Origin of the sequence: Rhizobium sp. BK313 (genome assembly GCF_014193655.1) — a bacterium.
Taxonomy (GTDB): Bacteria; Pseudomonadota; Alphaproteobacteria; order Rhizobiales; family Rhizobiaceae; genus Rhizobium.
Genome location: NZ_JACHZQ010000001.1, coordinates 2,369,224 through 2,390,451, shown reverse-complemented (window position 1 = coordinate 2,390,451; position 21,228 = coordinate 2,369,224). Strand labels below are relative to the sequence as shown.

Annotated in this window: 17 protein-coding genes; 13 read left to right on the top strand and 4 right to left on the bottom strand. The window is 61.2% G+C overall.

Annotated features, from left to right (window positions below; translation table 11 throughout):
• Positions 1–67 precede the first annotated feature (67 nt).
• From FHT86_RS11585 to FHT86_RS11560, 6 genes are read left to right on the top strand one after another with little or no spacing between them, the layout of a single operon-like run.
• Entirely contained in the window at positions 68–1,231 is a 1,164-nt protein-coding gene (locus FHT86_RS11585; protein WP_133706866.1) for an isovaleryl-CoA dehydrogenase, read from the top strand.
• Positions 1,232–1,266: 35 nt separating this feature from the next.
• Positions 1,267–2,874, top strand: a complete 1,608-nt coding sequence (locus FHT86_RS11580) for a carboxyl transferase domain-containing protein (RefSeq protein WP_133706865.1) — start codon at positions 1,267–1,269, stop codon at positions 2,872–2,874.
• Positions 2,875–2,884: 10 nt separating this feature from the next.
• Entirely contained in the window at positions 2,885–3,268 is a 384-nt protein-coding gene (locus tag FHT86_RS11575) for a RidA family protein (protein ID WP_133706864.1), read from the top strand.
• 9 nt (positions 3,269–3,277) lie between these two features.
• Positions 3,278–5,266 (top strand): acetyl/propionyl/methylcrotonyl-CoA carboxylase subunit alpha, encoded by a 1,989-nt coding sequence (locus FHT86_RS11570; protein WP_133706863.1) that lies wholly within the window; start codon positions 3,278–3,280, stop codon positions 5,264–5,266.
• Entirely contained in the window at positions 5,263–6,132 is an 870-nt protein-coding gene (locus FHT86_RS11565) for a hydroxymethylglutaryl-CoA lyase (protein WP_133706862.1), read from the top strand. Before FHT86_RS11570 ends, FHT86_RS11565 begins: the two co-directional genes overlap by 4 nt.
• The gene (locus tag FHT86_RS11560; RefSeq protein WP_133706861.1) at positions 6,129–6,911 is read left to right on the top strand and encodes a crotonase/enoyl-CoA hydratase family protein; all 783 of its coding nucleotides are present in this window, start codon (positions 6,129–6,131) and stop codon (positions 6,909–6,911) included. The genes FHT86_RS11565 and FHT86_RS11560 overlap by 4 nt, the downstream gene beginning before the upstream one ends.
• A 5-nt stretch (positions 6,912–6,916) precedes the next feature.
• On the opposite strand, the gene FHT86_RS11555 is transcribed toward FHT86_RS11560, so the two are convergent.
• Positions 6,917–8,290 (bottom strand): TIGR03808 family TAT-translocated repetitive protein, encoded by a 1,374-nt coding sequence (locus tag FHT86_RS11555; protein WP_133706860.1) that lies wholly within the window; start codon positions 8,288–8,290, stop codon positions 6,917–6,919.
• 247 nt (positions 8,291–8,537) lie between these two features.
• Here FHT86_RS11555 and FHT86_RS11550 point away from each other — a divergent pair, with 247 nt between their 5' ends.
• From FHT86_RS11550 to FHT86_RS11530, 5 genes are all read left to right on the top strand, one after another.
• Positions 8,538–10,856 carry an EAL domain-containing protein gene (locus tag FHT86_RS11550; RefSeq protein ID WP_133706859.1) on the top strand — a complete coding sequence of 773 codons (2,319 nt, stop codon included), beginning with the start codon at positions 8,538–8,540 and terminating at the stop codon, positions 10,854–10,856.
• A 94-nt stretch (positions 10,857–10,950) separates the two neighbouring features.
• A complete protein-coding gene (locus FHT86_RS11545; RefSeq protein ID WP_133706858.1) occupies positions 10,951–11,523 on the top strand; it encodes a TMEM175 family protein in 573 nt (190 codons plus the stop codon).
• A 44-nt stretch (positions 11,524–11,567) separates the two neighbouring features.
• Entirely contained in the window at positions 11,568–12,578 is a 1,011-nt protein-coding gene (locus FHT86_RS11540) for a ligase-associated DNA damage response exonuclease (protein ID WP_133706857.1), read from the top strand.
• The gene (locus FHT86_RS11535; RefSeq protein WP_133706856.1) at positions 12,578–14,215 is read left to right on the top strand and encodes a cisplatin damage response ATP-dependent DNA ligase; all 1,638 of its coding nucleotides are present in this window, start codon (positions 12,578–12,580) and stop codon (positions 14,213–14,215) included. Before FHT86_RS11540 ends, FHT86_RS11535 begins: the two co-directional genes overlap by 1 nt.
• Before the next feature lie 90 nt (positions 14,216–14,305).
• Positions 14,306–15,298, top strand: coding sequence for an alpha/beta hydrolase family protein (locus FHT86_RS11530; protein ID WP_133706855.1), 993 nt, complete (start codon positions 14,306–14,308; stop codon positions 15,296–15,298).
• A gap of 3 nt (positions 15,299–15,301) precedes the next feature.
• Here FHT86_RS11530 and scpA read toward each other — a convergent pair whose 3' ends face one another.
• Positions 15,302–17,434, bottom strand: a complete 2,133-nt coding sequence (gene scpA, locus FHT86_RS11525) for a methylmalonyl-CoA mutase (RefSeq protein WP_133706854.1) — start codon at positions 17,432–17,434, stop codon at positions 15,302–15,304.
• A 67-nt stretch (positions 17,435–17,501) separates the two neighbouring features.
• Positions 17,502–18,854 carry a methylmalonyl-CoA mutase family protein gene (locus FHT86_RS11520; protein WP_133706853.1) on the bottom strand — a complete coding sequence of 451 codons (1,353 nt, stop codon included), beginning with the start codon at positions 18,852–18,854 and terminating at the stop codon, positions 17,502–17,504.
• 155 nt (positions 18,855–19,009) lie between these two features.
• Between FHT86_RS11520 and FHT86_RS11515 the strand changes: the two genes are divergently transcribed.
• Positions 19,010–19,816, top strand: a complete 807-nt coding sequence (locus FHT86_RS11515) for a L,D-transpeptidase (RefSeq protein ID WP_133707133.1) — start codon at positions 19,010–19,012, stop codon at positions 19,814–19,816.
• 158 nt (positions 19,817–19,974) lie between these two features.
• Complete coding sequence (locus tag FHT86_RS11510) at positions 19,975–20,712, top strand: L,D-transpeptidase (RefSeq protein WP_133706852.1); 738 nt, start codon at positions 19,975–19,977, stop codon at positions 20,710–20,712.
• A gap of 39 nt (positions 20,713–20,751) precedes the next feature.
• Here FHT86_RS11510 and FHT86_RS11505 read toward each other — a convergent pair whose 3' ends face one another.
• Complete coding sequence (locus tag FHT86_RS11505) at positions 20,752–21,213, bottom strand: MarR family winged helix-turn-helix transcriptional regulator (protein ID WP_133706851.1); 462 nt, start codon at positions 21,211–21,213, stop codon at positions 20,752–20,754.
• Positions 21,214–21,228: the final 15 nt, after the last annotated feature.

The following is a 21,228-nucleotide window of genomic DNA, read 5'->3' as shown; positions in this document are numbered from 1 at the left end:
AGTATGATCCCAAGGGACGCATGGCTGTTTCGGGATCATGCATCGGGAAAAGCGGGAGGAGAAGGCGATGTATGCTGGGGGATTGAACTTCGCGCTCGGCGAGGAGATCGAGGCACTGCGCGACAGCGTGCGCCGCTTTGCCGGCCAGCGCATCGCGCCGCTTGCCGATGAGTTCGATCGCAACAATGGTTTTCCGAAGGCTCTGTGGCGGGAGATGGGCGATATTGGGCTGCTCGGCATTACCGCCGATGAAGCCTGTGGCGGCGCCGGTCTTGGCTATGTCGCGCATGCCGTCGCCATGGAGGAGATCAGCCGCGCCTCGGCCTCCGTTGGTCTGAGCTACGGCGCCCATTCCAATCTCTGCGTCAACCAGATCAACCGCAACGGCACCGAAGAGCAGAAGGCGCACTATTTGCCGAAGCTGATTTCCGGCGAGCATATCGGTGCGCTGGCCATGTCGGAACCCGGCTCCGGCTCCGATGTCGTCTCGATGAAGCTTCAGGCCGAAAAGCGCGGCGACCGCTACGTGTTGAATGGCAGCAAGATGTGGATCACCAACGGTCCGGATGCCGACGTGCTGGTCGTTTATGCCAAGACTGCGCCGGAGGCCGGCCCTCGCGGCATTAGCGCTTTCCTTGTCGAGAAGGCTTTTAAGGGTTTCTCGGTCGGCCAGAAACTCGACAAGCTCGGCATGCGCGGCTCCAGTACCTCGGAGCTGGTTTTTATCGATTGCGAGGTGCCGGCGGAGAATGTGCTGGGTCAGATCGATGGCGGTGTCCGCGTGCTGATGTCCGGGCTCGACTATGAGCGCGTTGTCCTGTCGGGAGGCCCGCTCGGCATCATGGCCGCTTGCATGGACGTGGTGCTGCCATACCTGCATGAACGCAGGCAGTTTGGCCAGCCGATCGGCGAGTTCCAGTTGATGCAAGGCAAGCTTGCCGACATGTATGTGACCATGAACGCCGCCCGCGCCTATGTCTATGCGGTTGCCGCCGCCTGCGATCGCGGCGAAACGACCCGCAAGGACGCTGCCGGCTGCATCCTCTATGCCGCGGAGAAGGCGACCGCCATGGCGCTCGAATGCATCCAGGCCCTTGGCGGCAACGGCTACACCAACGACTATCCCGCCGGCCGGCTGCTGCGCGACGCCAAGCTCTACGAAATCGGCGCCGGCACCTCGGAAATCCGCCGCATGCTGATCGGGCGGGAGCTATTTGCAGAGACTGTTTGATATCGAAGTTTCACCCCAACTTTTGGTGATGCCGTATGACCGTCCTGAAGTCAGAGATTTCCACGCATTCGGAGCGTTTCAGGGACAATCGCGCCGCGATGCTGGAGGCGATCGGGGTGGCCGAGGCGGCGGCCTTGCGGGCAGCGGAGGGTGGCGGGGCACAGGCGCGCGAGCGCCATGTCAGTCGCGGCAAGATGCTGCCGCGCGACCGGGTAGCGGGTCTGATAGATCCGGCGACGCCTTTTCTCGAAATCGGCGCGACGGCTGCGCACGGCATGTATGGCGATGATGCGCCAGGCGCCGGATTGATCGCCGGCATCGGCCGCGTTGCCGGCCGCGACTGCATGATCGTTTGCAACGATGCCACGGTCAAAGGCGGCACCTACTATCCGATCTCGGTGAAGAAACATCTCAGAGCCCAGGAGATCGCAGCGGAAAATAATCTCCCCTGCCTCTATCTGGTGGATTCCGGCGGAGCCAATCTGCCGAACCAGGATGAAGTCTTTCCGGATCGCGATCATTTCGGCCGCATCTTCTATAATCAAGCCAATATGTCGGCGGCCGGTATTCCGCAGATCGCTGTGGTCATGGGGTCGTGCACGGCCGGGGGCGCCTACGTGCCGGCCATGTCCGACGAGACCATCATCGTCGAGGGGCAGGGGACTATCTTTCTCGCGGGGCCGCCGCTGGTCAAAGCCGCGACCGGTGAGGTGGTGTCGGCCGAAGATCTCGGCGGCGGCGATGTGCACACACGCCTTTCCGGCGTTGCCGACCATCTGGCCCGAGATGATGCTCATGCGCTTGCCTTGGCCCGGCAGGCCGTTGCCAATCTCAATCGCCGCAAGCCGACGACTGTCGAACTGCAGGCGCCGGAGCCGCCGCTCTACGATCCGGAAGATATTCTCGGCATCGTGCCCTCCGATCTGCGCACGCCCTACGATGTCCGCGAAGTTATCGCTCGCATCGCCGACGGCTCGCGCTTTGACGAATTCAAGGCGCGCTATGGCGCGACACTGGTCTGCGGTTTTGCTCATATTCACGGCATCCCCGTCGGCATCATCGCCAACAACGGTGTGCTGTTTTCGGAATCGGCGCTGAAGGGCGCGCATTTCGTCGAGCTTTGCTCGCAGCGCAAGATCCCGCTGGCCTTCCTGCAGAATATCACGGGCTTCATGGTCGGCCGGAAATACGAGACCGAGGGCATCGCCAAGCACGGCGCCAAGCTGGTGACGGCGGTGGCGACGACGAAAGTGCCGAAGATCACCATGCTGATCGGCGGCTCTTTCGGCGCCGGCAATTACGGCATGGCCGGCCGCGCCTACTCGCCGCGCTTTCTCTGGACCTGGCCCAACAGCCGCATTTCCGTCATGGGCGGAGAGCAGGCGGCCGGCGTGCTGGCGACGGTACGCGGCGAGGCCCTGGCGCGTTCGGGCAAACCCTGGACGAAAGAGGAGGAGGCGGCCTTCAAGCAGCCGACCTTGAAAATGTTCGAAACCCAGAGCCACCCGCTCTATGCCTCGGCGCGTCTCTGGGATGACGGCATCATCGACCCGCGCAAGAGCCGCGATGTGCTGGCGCTGTCGCTTTCGGCGGCGCTCAATGCGCCCATAGAAGACACGCGCTTCGGCCTGTTCAGGATGTGAGGAGACTGAGATGAAACGGGACACCGTCAATGCCAAGAACGCACCTCAGCCGCGCGGCGGCTACGCCCAGGCCGTGAAGCTCGAAAACTTCGAGAAATTGCTATTCGTCAGCGGCCAGATTCCGACGACGGTCGACGATGCGCTTCCCGATGGATTTCAGGCGCAGGCGCGTCAGGTCTGGCTCAATGTCGACGCCCAGCTTAAGGCCGCCGGAATGAGCAAGGCCGACATCGTCAAGGTCACCACCTATCTTGCCGACCGTCACCACACGCTAGAAAACCGCGAGATCCGCAGTGAGTACTTGGGCTCGCTCGCCCCGGCGATGACGGTGGTGATCGCCGGCATTTTCGATACCGCGTGGCTGCTCGAAGTAGAGGTCGTTGCCGCGCAATAGGGTGTGCCCATGTTTTCGAAGATATTGATCGCCAATCGCGGAGAAATCGCCTGCCGGATCATCCATACGGCAAGGCGCATGGGCATCCGCACGGTCGCCGTTTATTCCGACGCCGATATCGATGCTCGACACGTCGGGCTCGCCGATGAAGCGATCCATATCGGCGCGGCGGCCGCGAGCGAGAGCTATCTCTCGAAGGAGCGCATTATTGCTGCCGCACAGCGATCCGACGCCGAGGCCATTCACCCGGGCTATGGCTTTCTCTCGGAAAATGCCGATTTCGCGGAGGCCGTCGAAGTTGCCGGACTGGTTTTCATCGGTCCATCGCCGGCCTCGATCCGCGCCATGGGCCTGAAGGATGCGGCCAAGGCGTTGATGGAGCGCGCTGGTGTGCCTGTCGTTCCAGGCTATCACGGCGATAAGCAGGACGCGGCGTTCCTCGCGGAGCGGGCAACGGAGATCGGCTATCCCGTACTGATTAAGGCGCGCGCCGGCGGCGGCGGCAAGGGCATGCGTCGGGTCGACCGGACGGAGGATTTTACGGCTGCATTGGAAGCGGCAAGGCGCGAGGCAAAATCGGCCTTCGGGGACGATGCGGTACTGATCGAAAAATATCTGACCCAACCCCGTCACATCGAAATCCAGGTCTTCGGCGACAGTCAGGGCAATGTCGTGCATCTCTTCGAGCGCGATTGCTCTTTGCAGCGGCGACACCAGAAGGTGATCGAGGAAGCGCCGGCCCCCGGCATGACCGAGGAGATGCGCAATGCCATGGGCGAAGCTGCCGTCCGGGCAGCGCGTGCCATCGACTATCGTGGAGCAGGCACGGTTGAATTCATTGCCGATGTTTCCGACGGCCTATCGCCGGAGCGGTTCTTCTTCATGGAAATGAACACCCGCCTGCAGGTCGAGCATCCCGTCACGGAGGCGATCGCCGGGGTCGATCTGGTCGAATGGCAATTGCGGATTGCCGGCGGCGGGCCCTTACCGAAGACCCAAGCCGAACTCGCAATTGACGGCTGGGCCTTCGAAGCGCGGCTTTATGCCGAGGATCCGTCGCGCGGTTTTCTGCCGGCGACGGGCACGCTCTCTCACCTCAGATTTCCCGAGAGTGACGCACGCGTCGACACCGGCGTGCGCCAGGGCGACAGCATCACGCCGCATTACGATCCATTAATCGCCAAGCTTGTCGTCCACGCCCCAACCCGCCAAGCGGCACTGGCCAAGCTGACGCGAGCGCTACAGCATACGCAGGTGGCTGGAACAACAAGCAACGTCGATTTTCTGATCCGCTTGAGCCTGCAGCCGGATTTTGTTGCAGGCCATCCGGATACCGGCCTGATCGACCGCGAGGCGGAGGCGCTGACCGCGGCATCAGCACCTGATGACGTCGCGCTCGCCGTTGCCGCCATCTTCGAAGTGGAAGGCATGGCGCGATCCTTGGCGCGTGATCCCTGGCAATCGCTTGGCGCCTGGCAGCTTTGGGGCGAGGTAAATCGGCCCGTGACGCTGCGTCACATTGGCGGCCATGCAAACTGCCGCGTGATTACGAAAGGACAGGATCTCTTCTCGGTGCATTTCGATGATCGCGCTGTCGCCGTTCGCATCATCGGCCGCAGCGACGGCGCCTGCCGTGTGGAAATCGACGGCCGGCAACTGAGTGCCGACGTGTTCCGGACGCCACACGACATGACGCTGTTCCTCGATGGCCGTACCGATCATTTCCATCGGCCCGATCCGCTGGATGGCGCTGAGGAAGAGGTCGCCGGCAGCGACCGGCTGATTGCACCGATGCCAGGCCTCATCAAGATCGTCCGGGTGCGGGAAGGCGACATGGTGGCGAAGGGCGAGGCACTCATCATCATGGAAGCCATGAAAATGGAGTTGACGCTGACGGCGACGCGCGACGGTGTGGTGGAAAGCCTGCATGTCGGGGAAGGGGATCAGACCAGCGAGAGCGCCGTTCTCCTGATGCTCCGGCCGGAGGACGCGCAATGACCGATCGCCCTCCCAATTACGTCACCATCGTCGAAATGGCACCGCGGGACGGCCTGCAGAACGAAAAGCGGCTGATCGACACGGAGACCAAGATTGAGCTGGTGGACCTGCTCTCCGATTGCGGTTTCGAGCGTATCGAAGTCACGAGCTTCGTCAGCCCGAAATGGGTGCCACAGCTCTCCGATGCCGCCGGCGTCATGGCTGGGATCAAACGGAAGCTTGGCGTCCGTTATGCCGTGCTGACGCCGAATATGCAGGGGTTCGAGGCAGCGCTTGCCGCCGGCGCCGATGAGGTGGCGATTTTCGCGTCGGCCTCCGAGAGTTTTTCGATGCGCAACATCAATTGCTCCATCGCCGAAAGCATCGATCGCTTCCGGCCAGTGGCGGCGGCGAGCCGTGATCGCGGCATTCCCCTGCGCGGCTACGTCAGTTGCGTCGTCGAATGCCCCTATGAAGGCACCGTGCCGCCTGCGAATGCCGCAAGCGTCGCCCGGCAATTGCGGGAGCTCGGCTGCTATGAGATCAGCCTTGGCGACACGATCGGCAGGGGTGAACCGGAGGCGGTAGACAGGATGCTGCAAGCTGTCCTTGCTGATCTTCCCGCCGCCATGCTGGCCGGCCATTTTCACGATACCTCGGGCAGGGCATTGGACAATATCGGCGTGGCCCTGGATCGGGGCCTGCGGGTGTTCGACGCCGCCGCCGGCGGTCTCGGCGGCTGCCCCTTTGCTCCCGGCGCCAAAGGCAATGTCGATACCGTGGCGGTTCACCACTATCTGAGTTTGCACGGCTTTGAGACTGGCCTCAACGAGGAGAAACTTGCCCACGCCGCCGCCTTTGCCAGCAGCCTCAGGAGTGCCACATGACATCGCAAACGATCCATATCGCCATCGAGGAACGCGGTGTCGCCCACCTGACCTTGGCGCGCCCGGGAAAGCACAACGCCCTATCGGCTGAGTTGATCGATGCCCTGACCGAAGCTGCTTACGATCTTGGCCGGAATGCGAACGTGCGTGTGGTTGTTCTCGCGGGAGAGGGTGCGAGTTTCTGTGCTGGCGGCGATCTCGGTTGGATGCGCGCGCAGTTCGACGCCACCCGCGCCGAGCGCGTCGCCGAAGCCCGACGGCTCGCCATGCTGTTCAAGGCTCTGAACGAATTGCCGAAGCCGCTGATCGCCCGCGTGCACGGCAATGCTTTCGGTGGCGGTATCGGCATCCTCAGTGTCTGCGACATGGCAATAGCCGCCGCGACGGCCCGCTTCGGCCTGACGGAGGTTCGCCTCGGCATCATCCCGGCCACCATCAGCCCCTATGTGATCGCCCGCATCGGCGAGGCCAAGGCCCGCCCGCTCTTCCTCTCCGGCAAGATCATCGACGCATGGCAAGCCCATGCCGCCGGCCTGCTGTCCCGCGTTGTTCCCGAGGACGCGCTCGACGAGGCCATCGAGTCCGAAATCCGCCACCTCCTCGCTGCCTCGCCGCAGGCCGCCGCGCGAGCAAAGGCACTGGCCCGTTCTCTCGGCGTGCCGATAACCGACGAACTCATCGACCGCGTCATCACACAACTGGCTGATACGTGGGAGACGGAAGAAGCAAGGGAAGGGCTCGCAGCATTCTTCGAACGGCGGGAGCCGAGCTGGAGATAGGATGTCTAGGCGAGCCTATTTTTTTCTATTGTTAGTTGTGGAAAATCTTCTTTGCCGGTCACCGTCAAGTCACCTGAAGCCGGCTTGTCCCAACGAAAGCCGATGACCGCGCCTTTTGCTGTTCCTTGGAACAGATTGTCGGAGATGACAGCCGCACCGGTGCCATCGACGACGGAGACCGCACAGCCGATTGGGGCTTGGCGGATGATGTTGCCGGTGGCGACGAGATTACGGAGATAGGGCCCCCAGCCGAGTTTCAGGCCCCAGAGCGGGGCATTTTCGATGAGGTTCGAAGCAATCAGCGTGTCGGCTTCGGCCGATATCCCGATGCCGAAGCCGCTCTCCTGAGGATAGGGGCCGGTCAGAGACAGGTTGCGGATGATATTGCCGGTAACGTTGGCGAGCCGGCCGCCCTTGTCGAAATTGGCAATCGCAATGCCATTGGCAGCGCCCTCGATGAGATTGTTGCTGACCACAGCGCCTTCGAATTCGAATTCGCAGAAGATCGCTGTTTCGCCGGAGCGCAGGCATTGATTGCCAGATATCTGCACGTTCGATGCCGAATTGGCCCGCACAGCGGTGAAAGCGCAATCGGCGATCTGGTTGCCGGAGACCAGGACACCGCCGGCGCGAAAGATGTTGATGCCGTTGCCGTTCTGGCCGGTGCCGCCATCATTGGCACCGATGCGGGCGATGCGGTTGCCGCTGACGATGCTGCCGTCTTCGCCCTTTTCCCAGCGGTGGATAAGGATGCCGCCATTGCCGCAATCCTCGACCGTATTGCCCGTGATCGTCAATCCGGCCGACTGGACAGAATAAAGGCCAGCTTCCGCGGCGCCTGATATTCGGCTGCGTTCGACCCGCCCGCCGCAGCGCTCCAGTTGCAGCGCATGTTTGCGGCTGCCGGCGATTTCGCAATTGTCGATGAGCACTTCGTCGACGCCGGTAAATTGCAGCAATCCGCCGGCATAGTCGGCAAGCCAGCGGTTGCCGCCATCAAGAACAAGGCCGGAAAGCTCGATACGCTTGGCCTTGTCGGCGCTCATCAGATGGCCTTCGCCGCCATAGACGAGCCGTGAAGCACCTGGGATGCCAGTGATGCGGGTATTGTCGGGCAATGTGAGGTTCGAGACATCATAATTGCCGGGCGGCAGGAAAACCGGCGCGTTGTTGCGCGCGGCATTGTCGATCATCGCTTGGAGTTTGCCGCTTCTGATATCGCTGGTGCCTGGCGTCGCCTTGTAGGCGATGGCGTCGATCGGTCCACGCATGTCGGCGCCGGCAATCTTGGCGAGCGGCGCGGCAAAGGCGCGTTGGCCAAACAGACCGCCTGCGGCCGAGACGGCGATATAGGCGATGAACGCGCGGCGCTGGACCATTATTGACTCCTGAATTCAACCTTCGGGAAGCAGAAAACGTGCCATGCGCATCTGTCCCGATTTGGCACGGAAAAAGACCTGTTGTCGCCAAGATGGGCCTCATATTTTTCAGGCATTTCGCTCTTTTATTTTTTCATTCACCCATCCGCTTAAGAGGCTCGAAGGAAGCGGGAACTATAATGATCGCGTTTCGGTTGTGACATTTGAGAAAAGCCGCGCCTGCGGCCGCGTTGGGAGAATGCGCATCATGAATAAGCCGGCTCTTCAGCACGCGCGCACAGGCGAGCGTGGTCGTTCGCTTGACATCGAGACGGAGCGTCTGTTGGCTGCGACGCAGGCACTGATGGCGGCGAACGCGCACCACGTCGCAGATGGTATAGAGCAATTGCGCCTCAAGGCGATCGTGCATGAACTGCCGGATTTTCTCTTCGTCAAGGATGGCGAAAGCCGCTTCGTCTTTGCTAACGCCGCCACGGCCAAAAGTCTCGGAATGGAAAGAGCGAGTGCGCTGACCGGCAAGACCGATTTCGATTTGATGCCTCTGGAGCAAGCTAGGGAATACTACCGGGTCGAGCAGGAAATCATCGCCACCGGCAAGCCGCGGATCGATATGGAGGATGTTGTCCTTTCCCCGACCGGCGGCAAGCCGGCCTATCGTCTGACCTCGAAATTACCGTTGCGCAACGGTCACGGTGAGGTGATCGGCCTGATCTGCATTTCGCGCGATATCACTGAGCGCAAGCGCCAGGAGCATCTGCGCCGCAGTCAAGCCGAACTGTTGGAAATGATCGCCAAGAGCGAGCCGCTCGAGATGATCCTCGAGGCGCTGGTATTGATGGTTGAAGATGAGCTTACCGATATCAAAGGATCGGTGTTGCTGCTGGATCACGAAGGTATACGTCTGTCCCACGGCGCCGCGCCCAACCTGCCAGCCGCCTATAGCCGCCTGATCGATGGCATTGCCATCGGCCCGAAGGTCGGCTCTTGCGGCACGGCCGCTTGGCGCGGCAAGCCGGTCTTCGTCAACGACACGCAGACCGATCTCCTCTGGGAGGATTTTCGTGGGCTTGCCGCGCAATTCGGTCTGCGTTCCTGCTGGTCGACGCCGATCATGACCTCGCAGGCCAACGTGCTTGGCACTTTCGCGCTCTATTCCGGCGCGGTGCGCGAGCCGACCGAGCACGAGCTGGAGCTGGTTGCCATGGCGACCCATATTGCCGGCATCGCGATCGAGCGCAAGCGCGCCGAGGACCGCATCTATTTCATGGCCCATCACGACGACCTGACGGGTCTGCCGAACCGCGCCTTTCTCAAGGAGAACATGGCGAAGATCCTGTTCAAGGCTCGGCGTAACGGCCGCAAGGTGACGGTTGCCTATGTCGATCTCGACAATTTCAAGCAGATCAATGACAGCCGCGGCCACAGCGCCGGCGATGAGCTACTGAAGGAGCTGACAGCGCGCATGGTCGATAGCCTGCGGGCCTCCGACATGGTGGTGCGCCTTGGCGGCGATGAATTCCTGCTGGTCTTCGTCCATCAGTCACGGCGCGACAGTGGCATCGCGCGTCGGTTGCGTGAGCTGCAGAAGGCGATTGCGCAGCCGGTGGTGGTCGGGGATATCGAGGTTTCGGTGACGAGCAGCATCGGTGTCGCCGCATTTCCAACGGATGGCGAGACGCCGGAGGAGCTGATCGCCTGCGCAGATGCCGCCATGTACAAGGCCAAGGAGCACGGCCGCAACCGGCTGCAGTATCATACGCATAAGCCGAGTGCGGCAGGTGTCATGCCGCTGAGCGAGCAGGAGGAGTTGCGCAACGCCATCGGTGCAAATCAGTTCTTCCTGGAATACCAGCCGCAGGTCGATGTCGCGAGCGGCCGCATCGTCGGCGTCGAGGCGCTGGTGCGCTGGCGTCATCCGCGTCAGGGCATGCTACCTCCCGGCCAGTTCATCCCCCTGGCGGAAGAGTCCGGGCTGATCATCCCGCTCGGCTTGTTCGTACTGAACGAGGCCTGTCGGCAGGCCAAGGAGTGGCAGGCGATGGGCCTGCCGCCGGTCACGATCGCCGTCAATGTTTCGGCGCGGCAGTTCAGTGATCCGGCGCTTGCCGCGTATGTCACCGAAGCCTTGGAGGCAAGCGGCCTCTGCCCGCAATGGCTGGAGCTGGAGTTGACCGAAAGCACGCTGATGCATGACGTGCCGCGCGCCTTGCATGTGATGCAGGCACTGAAGGCGCTTGGCGTACGTCTGTCGATCGACGACTTCGGCACCGGCTATTCCAGCTTGGCGGCGTTGAAGACCTTTCCCTTCGACCGTCTCAAAATGGATCGCTCCTTCGTCGAAGCGTTGCCACGCGACGAAACAACCGTGGCCATCGCCTCCGCCGTCATCTCGCTCGCACGCCGGCTGCGCCTCGCCGTCGTTGCGGAAGGGGTGGAGACGGATGAGCAGCTCGAATTCCTGCGCCAGAGTCAGTGCAACGAAGCCCAGGGTTTCTATTTCTCGCGGCCGGTCGGTGCAGGGGAGATCGCGAAGCTTCTGAAAAGTGCCTGTGACCGCCTCGCTTGAACGCATCCCTGTCTGCTGTAATCCTGCTTCCATATGCGCCGCCCCTTGAGCTGATTCTGTATTGGGGCCTACGCCAAGAAGAGGGAAGTCGATTATGGGCAAGGGACGCGTCGAGGCCTTTTCCGATGGCGTGATTGCCATCATCATCACCATCATGGTGCTGGAATTGAAAGTACCGCATGGCGGGGGGCTGCAGGCGCTTTTGCCGCTAATCCCAACGCTGCTTTCCTATCTTCTGAGTTTCGTCAACGTCGGCATCTATTGGAACAATCACCATCATATGTTCCAGGCGGTGAAGCATGTCAGGGGTGGCGTGCTCTGGGCCAATCTGCATCTGCTATTCTGGCTGTCGTTGATGCCCTTCGCCACCGGTTGGATGGACGAAAACGACTTCGCCATGACCCCCGTGATGGTTTATGGCTTCATCTTGCTGATGTGCGGTTTCGCCTATTACATTCTCGGACGGATGCTGATCCGTGTGCATGGTGCGGATTCTGATTTTGCCCACACGCTCGGTTCGGATCGGAAAGCCACGTTCTCCGTCTGCTTCTACGTTCTCGCCATCCTGCTCGCTGGCATCAATCCTTACATCTCCGTCGGAATGTACGTGATCGTCACCGGTATATGGCTGGTGCCTGACCGGCGCTTCGAGCGGATGATGAAGTAGGACTGCCCTCTGGCCTCCGCTGCAAATCACGCTATCCTCTGCGTATGAGACCGGATCAACTGCTTTATCCCGCGCCTGAAGGCCTGTTTTGTCCGATCGGCGGCTTCTACGTCGATCCGGTGCGTCCGGTCGAGCGGGCGCTGGTGACGCATGGGCACTCCGACCACGCCCGTGCCGGTCATGCCCAAGTGCTTGCCACCCGACAGACCTTGGACATCATGCGGATACGCTACGGCAGTGGTTTTGCCGGATCGGAGCAGGCGGTCGGTTTCGGCGAGGAGCTGACGATCAAAGGCGTACGGGTACGGTTTCATCCGGCCGGGCACGTGCTCGGTTCTGCGCAGATCGCGGTGGAGAAGGATGGGCTGCGCATCGTCGTATCAGGCGATTACAAGCGACGGCCGGACCCGACCTGTGCAGCCTACGTGCCCGTCGCGTGCGACGTTTTTATCACCGAGGCGACGTTCGGGCTGCCTGTGTTCCATCATCCCGATCCGATGGACGAGACGGAAAAGCTGCTCGCGTCGCTCCGGCAGTTTCCCGAGCGCACCCATCTCATCGGTGCGTACGCGCTCGGCAAGGCGCAGCGTGTCATCCGGCTGCTGCGCGATGCCGGCTATGACAAGCCGATCTATATCCACGGCGCGCTGGAGACATTGTGCGGCTATTATGCCGGGCAGGGGATCACGCTTGGCGAGCTGTTGCCTGCAACAATCGAAAGCCGGGACCAATCGATCTTCAAGGGTGCCGTCGTCGTCGGTCCGCCATCGGCCTTTTCCGATCGCTGGGCGCGGCGGTTTCACGATCCTCTGCCTGCCTTTGCGTCGGGCTGGATGATGGTGCGTCAGCGCGCCAAGCAACTCGGCGTCGAGCTACCGCTCGTCATTTCGGATCACTGCGATTGGCCGGAGCTGACTGAAACCATCTCGGAGCTGAAGCCGGGCGAAGTCTGGGTCACCCACGGACGCGAAGAGGCCCTTGTGCGCTGGTGCGAATTACAGGGCATCCCGGCCAAGCCGCTGCATCTGATCGGCTATGAAGACGAGGGCGACTGATGAAAGCCTTCGCAGATCTCCTCGATCGCCTGGTGCTGACGCCGAGCCGTAACGGCAAGCTGAAGCTGCTCACCGACTATTTCCGCGATACGCCGGACCCGGATCGCGGTTACGGTCTCGCGGCGATCGCCGGTACGCTGGAGGTACGCAACGTCAAGCCGGCCATGCTGCGCGAGCTCGTGCTGGAACGCATGGACGAGGTGCTGTTTCGCTACTCTTACGACTATGTTGGTGATCTCGCCGAGACCATCTCGCTGGTCTGGGACAAGGAAAGCGATATCGTCCGCCCCGCGGGCGAACAGCCGAAGCTCGGCGACGTTGTGCGCCGGATGAACACGCTCGGCCGCACCGAAGTGCGCAGCTTCGTTCGCGACCTGCTCGACCGGCTCGACACGTCAGGCCGGTTTGCCTTCCTGAAGCTCGCCACCGGTGCGCTGCGCATCGGTGTGTCGGCGCGGCTTGCCAAGCAGGCTTTGGCGGAGTTGAGCGGCAAGGACGTGACCGAGATCGAAACGCTGTGGCACGGGCTGCAGCCGCCCTATGAAAGCCTGTTCCAATGGTTGGAAGGCAAAGGCGACAAGCCGGTGCTGGCAACGCCGGCGATCTTTCATTCCGTCATGCTCGCCAATCCCGTCGAGCCCGGCGATCTCGATGGGCTCGATCCCCTGGACTATGCCGCCGAGTGGAAATGGGACGGCATCCGCGTCCAGCTTTCGCGGGCGGGAGCGACGAGCAAGCTTTACTCCCGCTCTGGTGACGATATCTCCGGTGCCTTCCCTGACATCGTCGACGCCGTCAGCTTCGAGGGCGTCGTCGACGGCGAACTGTTGATCGGCGGCACGGTGCGCTCCAATAGCCCAACACGCACCTTCTCCGATCTGCAGCAGCGGCTCAACCGCAAGACGGTGACGGCGAAGATGTTGGAGGAATATCCGGCCTTCGTCCGTGCCTATGATCTGCTGTTCGATGGCGAAGAGGATGTGCGCGCCCGCGGCTTTCTTGATCGGCGAGCGCGGCTGACGGAGATCATCGAGGCTGCGCCTCACGATCGTTTCGATCTCTCGCCGCTGGTCGGTTTTACCTCCTGGGAGGAGTTGGACCAATTGCGTTCGGCGCCGCCCGATCCGGTTATCGAAGGGGTTATGATCAAGCGCCGAGACAGCGCCTATCTCGCCGGCCGCGCCAAGGGGCCGTGGTTCAAATGGAAGCGCAATCCATACAATGTCGATGCCGTGCTGATGTACGCCCAGCGCGGCCATGGCAAACGCTCCAGCTATTATTCCGATTTCACCTTCGGCGTCTGGTCGATGACGCCGGAGGGTGAACAACTGGTACCGGTCGGCAAGGCCTACTTCGGCTTCACCGATGCCGAGTTGGAAGTGCTCGACAAGTTTGTGCGCAACAATACCATCGATCGTTTCGGCCCGGTGAGAGCGGTGCGGGCCGATCGCGATTTCGGCTTCGTTCTCGAAGTCGCCTTCGAAGGAATCAACCGTTCGACACGGCACAAATCCGGTGTCGCCATGCGTTTTCCGCGAATTGCCCGTCTTCGACCTGACAAGCCGCCCTATGAGGCGGATCGGCTGGAAAGTTTAGTGGCGCTAATTGACGCCAAGGCTCCCGCCGTTGATGAATAGGTTCAGCCTGATTCCTCACCACAATGTGAGTTGGCCTCGCCTTTCAACCCGTGCAGATTTGGATTTGCCGGGCATATTTGGACAGAGCATATGACAACGTCAAAAGAAAACGCGTTCCGCTCCAATCGCCGCACCGTTCTTGCCGGTCTTGCCGCAACACTCCTGGCTCCTAGTATCGCTAAAGCTGCCGATACCAAGGCCCTTGATGCCAAGCCGGTCGAGACGAAGATTGTGGATCCCAAGGCCACTAAAGCCGCGGACGCGCCGGCCGATCCGCCACTTCTGGCAGGCGATTATGCCAAGGAGCGACACAAGTTTCGCACCGATCTTCTGAACAAGGGTCCGGCGCCTGACAAGTATGAACCGCTGGTCGCACCCCCCGGCGCGGATCAGATTTTCTATCGCAGCGGATTGGGCGGTGAATTGGAACTCGTCGCCTGGGTGTCGCGCTATGAGCGCACGCCGAAGCCGAGGCCGGCCGTGCTCTTCCTGCATGGTGGCAACGCCATCGGTCAGGGTCATTGGCTGTTGATGAAGCCTTACATCGATGCCGGCTATGTCGTGATGATCCCGTCGATGCGCGGCGAAAACGGCCAGAAGGGCAATTTCTCCGGTTTCTACGATGAAGTTTCGGATGTACTTGCTGCATCCAATCGGCTGCGTCATCTGCCGGGTGTCGATCCGCATCGCCTGTTTCTCGCCGGCCACAGCGTTGGCGGCACACTGGCGATGCTGGCGGCAATGTCGACCAGACGTTTCCGCGCTGCCGCTCCGATCTCAGGCAATCCGGATGCCTTCGCCTTCTTCCACCGCTATCCCGAAGACATCCGCTTCAACGCCAAGAATCCGCGCGAATTCCAGATGCGCTCGGCGGTCTGCTATGCCCACAGCTTCAAGTGCCCTATGAAGGTGATGCATGGCAGCGAGGAGGTCAATTTCGACACGCGCCTGGCGCTGCTTTCCAAGCGCGCCCTTGCCGGCGGTGTAAAAATGGAGTTGGCGACGGTTCAGGGCAATCACAATTCCGCTCTGCCGGGTGAGATCGAACAGAGCATCCAGTTTTTCAGAAGCGTGGCGGCGTAACGGCTAGTTCATCAACCGATCCATCAGTGCCGCCGCCGCTTGCGCGATCACCGTCCCCGGTGGGAAAATCGCGTCGGCGCCGGCTGCTGTGAGCGTTGCAAAATCCTGGGGCGGGATGACGCCGCCGACGGCGATGAGGACGCGGCTGGCGTGACGGCGGGTGAGCGCTTCCTTCAGTTCCGGCACCAGCGTCAAATGACCGGCGGCGAGTGACGAAGCACCGATGATGTCGACTCCTTCCCGCACGGCAAGATCGGCGACTTCCTCCGGCGTCTGGAACATCGCGCCGACGACGACATCGAAGCCGAGGTCGGCGAAAGCGGTGGCGATGACCTTTTGGCCGCGGTCATGGCCGTCTTGCCCCATCTTGGCGACGAGGATGCGTGGCTTTTCGCCGCGCGCCCTGCGGAATGCTTCGACCTTGGCGACGGCCTTGTTGAAGAGGGGATCGGCAGTGCCGACCTCCTTGCGATAGACGCCGGATATGGTTCGGATCTCCGCGACATGCCGGCCATAGGCTTTTTCCAGCGCCAGTGAGATTTCGCCGACCGTCGCTCTTGCTCGTGCCGCCCTGACGGCGAAATCCAGCAGATTGCCGGTGCCGTTTCGCGCGGCATCGGTCAGTGCCTCCAGAGCGGTCTCCACTGCCGCCGTTTCGCGTGTACCCTTCAACTGCTGCAGCTTCGAGAGCTGCCGGGCGCGGACTTCGGAATTGTCCACCTTCAGCACGTCGACGTCGATATCCTGTTCCGGTCGCGAGAAGTTGACGCCGACGACGGTCTGGTGGCCGCTGTCGATGCGAGCCTGCGTGCGTGCGGCCGCCTCTTCGATCCGGAGCTTCGGAATGCCCTTTTCGATCGCCTTTGCCATGCCGCCGAGCGATTCGACCTCTTCGATATGGGTGAGTGCACGGGCAGCCAAATCATGCGTCAACCGCTCGACATAGGCCGAGCCGCCCCAGGGATCGATGATATCGGTCGTACCGGATTCCTTCTGCAGCAGGATCTGCGTGTTGCGGGCGATACGGGCCGAATGATCCGTCGGCAGAGCAAGCGCTTCGTCGAAGGAATTGGTGTGAAGAGACTGCGTATGGCCCTGCGTTGCCGCCATGGCTTCGACCATGGTGCGAATGATGTTGTTCATGGGGTCTTGCGCCGTCAGCGACCATCCCGAGGTCTGGCTGTGGGTGCGCAGCGCCAGCGATTTCTCGTCCTTTGGCGCAAAGTTTTTCTGCATTAATGCGGCCCAGATCAGCCGCGCCGCGCGCATCTTGGCGACTTCCATGAAGAAATTCATGCCAACCGCCCAGAAGAAGGAGAGGCGTGGCGCGAAGCTGTCGATATCGAGCCCGGCGGCTACTCCGGCGCGGGCATATTCGATGCCGTCGGCGATCGTATAGGCGAGCTCCAGGTCCGCCGTCGCACCAGCCTCCTGCATGTGATAGCCGGAAATCGAGATCGAATTGAATTTCGGCATGCGCTGGCTGGTATAGCTGAAAATGTCCGAAACGATCCGCATCGAGGGCTGCGGCGGGTAGATGTAGGTATTGCGGACCATGAACTCCTTGAGGATGTCGTTCTGGATCGTGCCGGAGAGCTTATCCTCGGAAACGCCTTGCTCCTCGGCGGCGACGATATAGAGCGCCATCACCGGCAGCACCGCGCCGTTCATGGTCATCGACACGCTCATCTCGCCAAGCGGGATGCCGTCGAAGAGCTGGCGCATGTCGAGAATGGAATCGATCGCCACCCCGGCCATGCCGACATCGCCGGCAACGCGCGGATGGTCGCTGTCATAGCCACGGTGGGTGGCAAGATCGAAGGCGACGGAGAGGCCTTTCTGACCGGCCGCGAGATTGCGGCGGTAGAAGGCGTTCGATTCCTCGGCGGTGGAGAAACCCGCATATTGGCGGATGGTCCAGGGCTGCTGGACATACATAGTCGGATAGGGGCCGCGGACAAAGGGAGCGGCGCCAGGAGACGTGTCGAGGAAGTTCAAACCGGCAAGATCAGCCGTATTATAGAGCCGCTTGACGGCGATGCCTTCCGGGGTTTGCCACGCTGGGGCGTCGGTTTTCGGCGTCTTGGTTTGGGGTTTTGCCCAAGGGATGGTGGTGAAATCGGGAATATTGGTCATGGGGACGATGCCTTCGCGGATGCCGAGCCTGCGTCACCCCTCTCTGCAAACCCTGTAGTCGATGTCTTCACCGTTCCACCTCATCCAACCGCACAGGTTTCAATCCCATACACTCTGCCGCAATCCCCAGTTCCCCCAAAACCGCGACGGGCCGCTCCACCTTCGCGGCAAACAATGTCGTCCCCACAATCGGTTTTGCCGCGCGGCTTCCTCGTTCTTCTTGCACCATCGCCGCCAGTCGACCACTCGCGATGACCTCCGCCAGCCCACCGTCTCGCTCGATACCCACAAAAATCTCCCAGGCCTTTTCAGCGAGAGCCTCCGTCAACGCCTCGATACCGCCGGCTCCAGCGGCCGGATCGATGACGTGATCAAGATGGCTTTCGGCAATCAGGATGGTCTGCGTATTGCGCGCCAGACGCCGCGCCAGCGGACCGGGAATTCCGTAGGTGAGGCTGTGCGGCAGCACGGAGATTTCGTCCGCACCCCCGGTGCCGGCAGAGAAAACGGCTATCGTGTTGCGCAGGATATTAGTCTCCGGGTCGAGCCGCGTGAGCATGCGGTAGCTCGTCTCCATGTGGAGGTAGGCCGTCGGCGGGTCGGAAATACCGCAGGTCTCGGCGATACGGGCAAAGATCATCCGTGCGGCGCGAGCTTTCGCCATAGTGATCAACTGGTTCTGATCGGCAGACAGACAGAGGCTTATGGCATCCAGGGTCGCATCCGGCGCGAAACCTGCCTGATCCAATAGTCTCAGATGGCCGACGAGCGACGCGGCCATGACGGCCAGTTCCTGCGCCTCCGTGCCACCGGCATTGTGCACGGCACGGCCATCAGCATTGAGAATGCTGCCGGAAAATCCGGCGTTGCGCAGGCGCTGAAAGCCGCTGGCTATCTCTTTGGCGATTCCGGTCGAAGTGAAAACGTCGAGACCGAAATGCAGTGTCGGGAGATGCTGGTTTCTTCCGAGCGCCGACACCAGTGCCTCGGCAAAGACCGGTGCGAGGCCATCAAGGCGTAGCGAGATGGAACTGCCCGAAACCGCATCCGCCAATCGTGCCGTAAGCCCTTCCGTACCAGCGTCGATGCCGGCGCCAAAGGCCGAAGAGCCGGTTTTCGATATGAGATTGATGCCATTGGCGCCGTTGGCAAGATCATCGGCGAGCTGCGCAAAAGCACGCTCGATATCCGGATCGTCCATGCGCTGGCTGACGATCCAAGGCCTGTCGACTTGGCGGCGGGCCAATGGCGTGGCATCGGGGCGGCGGGCATAAAGTGGCTCGACTGCGATGCCGTCATCCGTTCGCGATACCAACGCTTCCTGGAAATCGGCGCCCTTCAGCACCCGGTTCACCAGCTTGAGCCATGCCTGGCGATTTACCGGAGCAAAAACGTTCGGGTCGAGACTGTCGATATTCATGCTATCCTCCGTCCCCCAATGGTCTAACCCAAGCCAAGGCAAGGGAAAACAGAAGTTTGGCTTATTGGCGCAATATCTTCGCATCCGACGCCAGCCTCGCGCCAGCCGCGCCGGTCATCATGTGGCTGACCGATCCGTATTCCAACTGGTTCCCGATGATGGCCGATCTTCTGCCCGTTTCCCGTCGCCTGCTTGCCGTTGCTGCTTTTGCCATGCTGTCCGCCTGCAGCATTATTCCCGATACCGGGGCGACCGATCCCGATCGGTTTGCGCAGGAAACTGCGCCTATCTTTTATCGACCTGAAGGCATCGATCCGCAAAAGGTAAAGCGTCTGCCCGTCCAGCCGGTGCCGCAAGCGCGCGATCTCTTCCGCACGCAATTCAATCAGACCTATGGCCTGCCGACGTCCAATCCGGTACATCAGGCCATGTATGCGCAGAGGAGCGAAGACGACTTCACTCTGCCGGCCATCCCCTATACGCGCATAGACCAGCGCTTTCTGCGCCAGGAGGTAGACTACCAGACCAATGAAAGACCCGGCACGATCGTCGTCGACACGAGGAGCCACTATCTCTATTTCGTCGAGCCGGGTGGCAGGGCGATGCGCTATGGTGTCGGCCTTGGGGCGGCCGGTTATGCCTGGCATGGGAGGGGCGTCATACAGTCGAAGCAGAAATGGCCGCGCTGGACGCCGCCGGCCGAAATGGTGGTTCGCGAACCGGAGATCAAGCAGGTATCGGCCGAACGCGGAGGCATGAATCCGGGGCCGACCAATCCGCTCGGCGCCCGTGCTCTCTATATTTTTCAGAACGGCAAGGATACACTCTATCGCATTCACGGCACGCCCGATTGGCAGTCGATCGGCAAGGAAGCGTCATCCGGTTGCGTACGTATGCTGAACCAGGATGTGATCGATCTTTACAATCGTGTGCCTGCAAAGACGGAAGTGGTGGTGTTGTAACGGCAGATTGCAACAAATTTTCGTGATGTTGCATAAGTGCGATAGCGGGGGCCGGCTGCGCTCTTTAGTTTTATTCCAGTCTCTGCGAATCTCGCCGGGAGCCGAATCGGATTGTTTTGGGTTCCCGCTTCCCTTCCAACAGGAATGATGCTGTCGACATGAGCCTGCCTTCTTCCCTTTCCCGACGAAACTTCCTCGCCCTTGCGGGCATCGGCGCCGTTTCGACGCTCGCCGGCTGCGCTTCCACGGTCGAAAGTCGCCCGATCGTCAGCCCTGTGCAGTATAGCGGTTCCATTTATCACCCCTTCGGTGGTGGGCTTGCCAGCTATGACGGCGAGCAGCCGGACCCGGCGGTGATCTATGCGGCTATGGATGATGGCGGCTTTCATCTTCCGCCGATACCCTATGAGCAGATCGATCCGAAATATTATCGGCAGCGTGTCGTCGACCCGACCGGCGAGGCACCAGGCACCGTCGTCGTCAATACGCGCGAGCGCTTCCTCTATGTTACCGAGCCAGGCGGCACCGCGATGCGCTATGGCATCGGCGTCGGTCGCGAAGGCTTTGCCTGGCAGGGCCGCGGTGTCATCCAGTGGCGCAAGAAATGGCCGCGTTGGAACCCCCCGGATGAAATGGTCGCCCGCCAGCCGGAACTCGTCAAATATTCCATCGCCAACGGCGGCATGGAGCCCGGCCTGAAGAATCCGCTCGGCGCGCGGGCCCTTTATATTTTCGAGGATAAGCAGGATTCGCTTTACCGTCTGCACGGTAATCCCGATTGGCGCTCCATTGGCAAGGCCGTTTCCTCCGGCTGCGTCCGCCTCCTGAATCAGGACGTCATCGATCTCTATGATCGCGTGCCGGAACGCGCGCCGATTTTGGTGACGCAGTCGTAAGTTTTGGACCTGTTTTCAATCAGGGCAATTTAACGGCTCTCATTCGGCCGTTAAATTCGCTCTAAGCCGTTGCAGCCGGTCGCGCAGGCTGGCCATTTCATCCATATCGCAGCCGACGGCTTCGCCGATGGCGGCCATGATCATATTGACCTGGCATTTCATGCCGGTTCCCTTTTCCGTCAATGAAACGATCACCTGCCGCTCGTCCTTCGGGTCGCGCATGCGGCCAATCAGGCCTGCCTGCTCGAGACGCTTCAACAGCGGTGAAAGCGTGCCCGAATCGAGGTCGAGCTGCTCGCCGATAGTCTTGACCGGCATGCAGCCTTTTTCCCAGAGCACCAGCATTACCAGATATTGTGGATAGGTCAGGCCGACACGGTCGAGGATCGGCTTGTAAGCGCGATTGAAGGCATGTGCGGTCGCGTAGACGGCAAAACAAAGCTGTCGTTCCAGCCGCTTTTCTTCATCGGGTATTGCCCGCTCCTGCACCTTGTCCGTCATCGCTGCTCCGCCACT